Raw genomic sequence first — 6,998 nt, 5'->3', positions numbered from 1 at the left:
CCACCCCAACCCTCCCCTTCGCAGGGGAGGGAGCCGACTGAGATTTGCCTGACCAGCAGACAAAAGGTCAAAGCCGTATTTTTCTTTCACCTCCACATGAAAACAAGTCAGTCAAATCACTTAACATCACCCAAACAAACCATTACATATTCCGCATACATTTTCGTTCTTTTATAAAGTACCATTAACATCATGAACACCATCCCTAATCCCCCTGTCTTTGACGGTCATAACGACCTGTTACTTCGCCTGTGGCTGCATGACGCAGCAGATCCTGCTGCTCAGTTTCTTGATGGCGCACTTGAAGGGCATCTCGATCTCAGGCGTTGTCGTCTCGGCGGTTTCGCAGGCGGTTTATTCGCCATTTTCGTACCACCTGCTTCGTATATGCCGCAACTGAAGCCAAATTCTCCGCCAGAACCGCATGACGCGTTAGCCATCACGCAGGCGCAGATTTCATTGCTTGAACGCCTTGAAACGCAGTCATCCGGGCGGGCAAAAATCTGCCGGACGGTCGCCGAAATCGAGCATTGTATGGCTCACGGCGTGCTGGCAATGGTGATGCATATCGAGGGCGCGGAAGCGCTGGGCGATGACTATTCACGGCTGGAACTCTGGTATAAAAAAGGGCTGCGCAGCATCGGGCCGCTGTGGAATTTACCCAATCAGTTTGGTACCGGCGTGAAAGGTGATTTTCCGGGTTCGCCGGATACCGGTGATGGCCTGACGCCCGCCGGGCTTGATTTAATGCGTGAATGCAACCGCAAAAAAATTCTGTTCGATGTCTCGCACATGAACGAAAAAGCCTTCTGGCAGACAGCAAAATTCAGCGATTCTCCGCTGGTCGCCACCCATTCCAATGTCCATGCGTTATGCCCGCAACCGCGTAATCTGACCGATAAACAACTGGCCGCCATTGCCGAAAGTGACGGCTTTGTTGGCGTGAATTTCGGCACCGCGTTTCTGCGTGCCGATGGAAAACGCAACGGCGACACTCCAATCACCGAAATTGTTAAACATCTTGATAACCTTATTGGTAAACTGGGCGAAGAAAATGTCGGTTTTGGTTCGGATTTCGACGGTATCAATGTGCCGGACGCGCTGGGTGATGTCGCCGGACTGCCCGTTCTGTTGCAGGCCATGTCTGATGCGGGCTACGGCAAGCTGCTCATCGAAAAAATCGCGTACCGCAACTGGCTGAAAGTATTAAAGCAAACGTGGGGTGAATAGTTTTTCATCCGGCGTTTTGCGCTAATCCCTGTGGCTTACAGGGCAATATCGGTCTGGCACCATCGCAACATTTCTGTAGCCAAACCGGCGATATTTGACAATAAGCCGATCACCTGCCGCAATGAAAGTGGCAGTGAACTTAAAACTGTAATCACCAAGAGGACGTTATCATGTGGACTAAACCTTCTTTCGAAGACCTGCGTTTAGGCTTAGAAGTGACGCTGTACATTTCTAACCGCTAAGCCCTTATGCCCACGGTTCGCTGTGGGCATCTTCCTTCCCTTTCCCCTGGTTCACACATGCAAATTATCGTACTTGGTTCAGCGGCGGGCGGCGGCTTCCCGCAGTGGAACTGCAATTGCAGCAACTGTCAGGGTGTGCGCAATGGCACCATGAAGACCTCAGCGCGCACGCAATCTTCTATCGCCGTCAGCGACAACGGCACCGACTGGGTGCTGTGTAACGCTTCGCCGGACATTTGCCACCAGATTGCCGCCACGCCCGAACTGATTAAACACGACGTTTTGCGCGGCACCGCCATCGGTTCCATCATCCTGACCGACAGCCAGATTGATCACTGCACCGGTCTGCTGAATTTGCGCGAAGGCTGCCCGCATCAGGTGTGGTGTACGCCTGAAGTCCACGACGATCTCACTACCGGCTTCCCGATTTTCACCATGCTTTCGCACTGGAATGGCGGCCTGCAGCATCACGCTATCGAGCCGGAGAACAGCTTCTCCGTGGCCGTATGCCCGGATCTGAAATTCACTGCCATTCCGCTGCTGAGTAACGCGCCGCCTTATTCGAAATACCGCGGCAAACCGCTGCCCGGCCACAATATCGCGCTGTTTATTGAAGACACGAAAACCGGCACCTCGCTGCTGTACGCACCGGGTTTGGGCGAACCAGATGATGAACTGATGAAGTGGCTCAATAAAGCTGACTGCCTGCTGATTGACGGCACGCTGTGGCAGGACAACGAGCTGGCGACCACCGGCGTTGGCCGCAATACCGGCAAAGACATGGGCCATCTGGCGCTTGCCGAAGAACAGGGGCTGATTGCCCTGCTTTCTTCCCTTCCGGCGGAACGCAAAATTCTCATCCATATTAATAATACCAACCCGATCCTCAATGAATCCTCTGCCGAACGGCAGGCGCTGACGCAGCAAAATATTGAAGTCAGCCGGGACGGGATGCGCATCAAACTTTAGGTAAATACGATTATGACGACTTCTTCACACCCGACGTCACCGATGACGCCGCAAGAATTTGAACAGGCGCTGCGTGCCAAAGGCGCGTTCTACCACATCCATCATCCCTACCATATTGCGATGCACAATGGTCAGGCGACGCGTGAGCAAATTCAGGGCTGGGTAGCGAACCGGTTCTATTATCAGACCAGCATTCCGCTGAAAGACGCGGCTATTATGGCCAACTGTCCGGATCCCCTGACCCGCCGCAAATGGGTGCAGCGTATTCTTGATCACGATGGCTATGACGGCAGTGAAGGCGGTATCGAAGCCTGGCTGCGGCTGGGTGAAGCGGTCGGTCTGGATCGTGATGTGCTGCTGTCAGAAGAAATGGTGTTGCCGGGCGTGCGTTTTGCCGTCGATGCTTACGTTAACTTTGCCCGTCGCGCGGTCTGGCAGGAAGCGGCATGCAGCTCGCTGACTGAACTGTTTGCCCCGCAAATCCATCAGGCGCGTCTCGACACCTGGCCGCAGCATTACAAATGGATCGAGGAAGAGGGTTACGGCTATTTCCGCAGCCGTCTGAGTCAGGCGAATCGCGACGTCGAACACGGTCTGCAACTGGCGCTGGAATACTGCGATACCGTTGAAAAACAACAGCGTATGCTGGAAATCTTGCAGTTCAAACTCGACATTTTGTGGAGCATGCTCGATTCCATGACCCTGGCTTACGAACTTAACCGCCCGCCGTACCACAGCGTGACGCAACAGGCGGTCTGGCACAAAGGACGACTCCTTTGATCACCATTACCGAACACTACACGCCGATGTTTCGTCGCGGCTACCGCATGCAATTTGAAAAAACACAGGACTGCCACGTGATTTTGTATCCGGAAGGGATGGCGAAACTCAACGACAGTGCGACGTTTATTTTGCAACTGGTCGACGGCGAGCGGACGATTGCCAATATCATTGATGAGCTGAATGAGCGCTTCCCTGAAGCCGGTGGCGTGAATGATGACGTTAAAGATTTCTTCGCTCAGGCCCATGCACAAAAGTGGATTACCTTCCGTGAACCTGCTTAAACCTGCGGTCAAACCGCCACTGTGGCTGCTGGCCGAACTGACTTACCGCTGCCCGCTGCAATGTCCGTATTGCTCGAACCCGCTCGATTTCGCCAAACAGGAAAAAGAACTGACCACCGCCCAGTGGATCAAGGTGTTTGAAGAAGCGCGGGAAATGGGCGCGGTGCAAATCGGTTTCTCCGGCGGCGAACCGCTGGTGCGTAAAGACTTGCCGGAGCTCATCCGCGGTGCGCGTGATCTGGGTTTTTACACCAACCTGATCACCTCCGGGATCGGGCTGACGGAAAAGAAAATCGATGCGTTTGCACAAGCCGGTCTGGACCATATTCAGATCAGCTTCCAGGCCAGCGACGAAGAGCTGAACGCCGCGCTGGCGGGCAATGCTAAAGCTTTCCAGCAAAAGCTGGCGATGGCAAAAGCAGTAAAAGCCCACGGTTATCCGATGGTGCTGAACTTCGTGCTGCACCGCCATAACATCGATCAGATCGACAAAATTATCGACCTGAGCATTGAGCTGGACGCCGACGATGTCGAACTGGCGACCTGTCAGTTTTATGGCTGGGCGCAGCTGAACCGCGAAGGGTTGCTGCCGACCCGCGAGCAGATCGCCCGCGCCGAAGACGTGGTACATCAGTACCGCGAGAAAATGGCCGGAACCGGTAATCTGGCGAATTTGCTGTTTGTGACGCCGGATTATTACGAAGAACGCCCGAAAGGCTGCATGGGCGGCTGGGGCGCGATTTTCTTGAGCGTCACTCCAGAAGGCATGGCGCTGCCGTGCCACAGCGCCCGCCAGCTGCCGGTGGAATTTCCGTCGGTACTGGAAAATACCCTGCAAGAAATCTGGTACGACTCCTTCGGCTTCAACAAATACCGCGGCTTCGACTGGATGCCGGAACCCTGCCGTTCCTGTTCTGAAAAAGAGAAAGACTTTGGCGGCTGCCGCTGTCAGGCGTTTATGCTGACCGGCAATGCCGACAATGCCGATCCGGTGTGTTCCAAATCTGAACATCACGGCATGATCCTCGCCGCACGCGAACAGGCGAACTGCACCAACATTCAGATCAATCAGCTACAGTTCCGTAACCGCGCGAACTCGCAACTGATCTTCAAGGGCTGATGCGCTGATGCTGCCTGACGTGCAGTCACTGAGGCTGGCAAACGGCCTGCGGGTTAACATGCTTCACGACCCACAGGCCTCGCGTGCTGCCGCACTCATTCATTTGAATGCCGGAAGTCATCACGAACCGCCCGCGTTTCCCGGTCTGGCGCACCTGTTCGAGCACGTCGTGTTTGCCGGTAGCCGTGAGTTTCAGGGCGATGAACGGTTGATGATGTGGGCGCAGGCGGAAGGCGCAAAACTCAACGCCACCACGCACGCGAATGCCACGGCATGGTTTTTCGACATGACACCGGCAAAATTTGAAGCGGGTCTGGCGCGGCTGGTGGATATGCTGGCGCAGCCGTTGCTGGCAGAGGATTCGGTCAGGCAGGAAGTGTCTGTCATTGACGCCGAATACAACATGCTGACCGGCCATGCAGACTCGCTGTGTGATGCGGCACTGAGTCTGGCGTTTAACACTCCGGCGCGGCTGCACGATTTTCACGTCGGTAGTCGTGCCTCTTTCGGCGAGGATATTCCCGCACTGCAACGGGCGCTGACGCACTATCATCAGCAATTTTTCACCGCAGACCATATGACGCTGTGGCTGCAGGGCCCGCAATCTTTCACAGAACTGACAGCGCTGGCAGAACGTTACGGCAATGCCTTTTCAGCCCGCAACGGTTATCAGCCGGCGCCCGCTCAGCCTGTTGTATTACGCGACGAACGCCATCTTCAGCTGCGTCTTGACGGTTCACCGCGGCTGCGTTTTTCGTTCCCGGTCACCCCTTGCCCTGCCCTGACCTTATTGCGTCAGCTACTGACAGACGAGGCAACGAATAGTTTGCTGGACATCCTGCGGACGCAGGCGCTGGCCGATGATGTGCGGGTTTCGCTGCCGTACGCATCCGGCAGTGGCGATATTCTCAGTATTGAATTTCTCGTCTGCGACACTACCTCAGCAATTCGTGCCCAAATCGAAACGCTGTTCTGCCTGTGGCTGCAACAGATCCGCGATTTAAGCGCGGCACATCTGCAACATTATTCCGCCCTCGCACAGCACGATTTCAGCCGCATAACGCCGCTGGATCAACTGCGCACGCGAACACTGGACTTTCCGCCCGCCGCGCAAAATGGCTGGCAAACATTACTCGCTGAGTTGCATCCGCGGAACATGACACGACTGTGGATTGCGCCCGATATTTTGGGGCGAAGTACGCCCGCACAAGGTTTCAACCTGCCGGTGTGTTTCGATGAGTGGGACGTAATAAGTGACAATGTCATAAAATCATCTTTTGCTTTTTATCTCCCACCTAATGGAATTGAGCACAAAACAGACGAAAGGGTTCACACCACCGGCGCGCCCCTGACCTTACATCAGGCCTGTATCGCCCGTGCCTGTCTGCGCGCCCTTAGTGCGCAATCTGCTCATGAGGGCAATTCGCTGGTCTTTACGCATGTTCAGGGAAATGGATTATTGCAGCTCAGCGGGCCACTGGAATGGGTAACACGTACGCTCTCCACAGCACGTGCGCTGTTGCGATCGCCCTCGGCTATAGCGCTGACGCACGGCGAACGGCTTTTTGAACAGGAGCAACGCAAGGCAGAGTCGGAGATTGCGATCCGTACGCTGCTGGCGAAATTGCCAGAAGTGATCAGCGAATCGTCAGAAAAGTTACATGAATTCGTAACCGCCGGTGACGACGCGGCGGTACTGGTGTTCAGGCCGCTGACCGAAAACACCGCCGTATGTCTGGCCGCCACGCAGATTCTGGCGTCTTTTCTTGAGCCACTATTCTTCCAGCAATACCGCGTTGAAAAGAATGTTGGCTATGTGGTCAGTTGCCGTTTCCATCAGACCGCGCGTCAGTCCGGGATTTTGTTTGCCTTACAGTCGCCCGCCTATGATGCACAAGCGTTGCTGGGGTTTATCGATGCGTTTATCGCGCAGATCCCCGCTTTGATTGACGGCATCAGCCCGCAGGCGCTGGAGGAGAAACGCGGCGCGCTGCGGGAGTCGCTGCGAGTCTGGCCTGTCGACAGGCTGGAAGCAGCAAGGCAGCAATGGCTGAGGGAGTTTGCGGCTGCGCCGCCGGTAGATGAGACAGCCATTGCTGAAGTCACCGCGGAGTTACTTAAGGCTTGTGTACGGGCGCGCGGGCGGGAAGCGTGGCGGATCAAGACCATAATTTAACGTCAAAACCGTGGGTTGCCACCCACACTGGCCTTAAGGGTGGCTTATCGCCGCCACCCTTAAGAATCCCGGGCTCTTTAACTGCGCGCTATCGCAGTCAGACATGTTTCAGCCACCACAGCGACAGGCTGGAAATCTTGCCGCGTAGCGGTCCCTTCTCTCGGTCCTGGAGCCATGGGTCTCCAGGCCGCTCCGTT

7 protein-coding genes are annotated in these 6,998 nt (G+C 55.3%); all 7 read left to right on the top strand.

Going from position 1 to position 6,998, the window contains the following annotated elements; genetic code table 11:
- Positions 1-192 precede the first annotated feature (192 nt).
- The 7 genes from UC15_RS16850 to pqqF all read left to right on the top strand — a co-directional run bounded on the left by UC15_RS16850 (position 193) and on the right by pqqF (position 6,801).
- Positions 193-1,230, top strand: coding sequence for a dipeptidase (locus UC15_RS16850; protein WP_112289508.1), 1,038 nt, complete (start codon positions 193-195; stop codon positions 1,228-1,230).
- A 170-nt stretch (positions 1,231-1,400) separates the two neighbouring features.
- The gene (gene pqqA, locus UC15_RS16845) at positions 1,401-1,472 is read left to right on the top strand and encodes a pyrroloquinoline quinone precursor peptide PqqA (RefSeq protein ID WP_013578120.1); all 72 of its coding nucleotides are present in this window, start codon (positions 1,401-1,403) and stop codon (positions 1,470-1,472) included.
- A 57-nt stretch (positions 1,473-1,529) separates the two neighbouring features.
- Entirely contained in the window at positions 1,530-2,441 is a 912-nt protein-coding gene (gene pqqB, locus UC15_RS16840; RefSeq protein ID WP_112289507.1) for a pyrroloquinoline quinone biosynthesis protein PqqB, read from the top strand.
- 12 nt (positions 2,442-2,453) lie between these two features.
- Positions 2,454-3,221: a pyrroloquinoline-quinone synthase PqqC gene (gene pqqC / locus UC15_RS16835; RefSeq protein ID WP_112289506.1), complete on the top strand. Its 768-nt coding sequence runs from the start codon at positions 2,454-2,456 to the stop codon at positions 3,219-3,221.
- Between the two features lie 26 nt (positions 3,222-3,247).
- Positions 3,248-3,505, top strand: a complete 258-nt coding sequence (gene pqqD / locus UC15_RS16830; RefSeq protein WP_232829931.1) for a pyrroloquinoline quinone biosynthesis peptide chaperone PqqD — start codon at positions 3,248-3,250, stop codon at positions 3,503-3,505.
- Entirely contained in the window at positions 3,492-4,625 is a 1,134-nt protein-coding gene (pqqE, locus tag UC15_RS16825) for a pyrroloquinoline quinone biosynthesis protein PqqE (RefSeq protein ID WP_369964452.1), read from the top strand. Before pqqD ends, pqqE begins: the two co-directional genes overlap by 14 nt.
- 7 nt (positions 4,626-4,632) lie before the next feature.
- A complete protein-coding gene (gene pqqF / locus UC15_RS16820) occupies positions 4,633-6,801 on the top strand; it encodes a pyrroloquinoline quinone biosynthesis protein PqqF (RefSeq protein ID WP_112289503.1) in 2,169 nt (722 codons plus the stop codon).
- Positions 6,802-6,998: the final 197 nt, after the last annotated feature.

The sequence above is a fragment of the Rahnella sp. AN3-3W3 genome, from assembly GCF_003263545.1.
GTDB lineage: Bacteria > Pseudomonadota > Gammaproteobacteria > Enterobacterales > Enterobacteriaceae > Rahnella > Rahnella variigena.
This window is presented reverse-complemented; position numbering and strand designations above follow the sequence as displayed.

Bases quoted from the DNA above. Each gene is read 5' to 3' on its own strand.
- pqqD (WP_232829931.1), top strand. From the start codon at position 3,248: ATGTTTCGTCGCGGCTACCGCATGCAATTTGAAAAAACACAGGACTGC.
- pqqF (WP_112289503.1), top strand. From the start codon at position 4,633: ATGCTGCCTGACGTGCAGTCACTGAGGCTGGCAAACGGCCTGCGGGTT.
- pqqC (WP_112289506.1), top strand. From the start codon at position 2,454: ATGACGACTTCTTCACACCCGACGTCACCGATGACGCCGCAAGAATTT.
- UC15_RS16850 (WP_112289508.1), top strand. From the start codon at position 193: ATGAACACCATCCCTAATCCCCCTGTCTTTGACGGTCATAACGACCTG.
- pqqB (WP_112289507.1), top strand. From the start codon at position 1,530: ATGCAAATTATCGTACTTGGTTCAGCGGCGGGCGGCGGCTTCCCGCAG.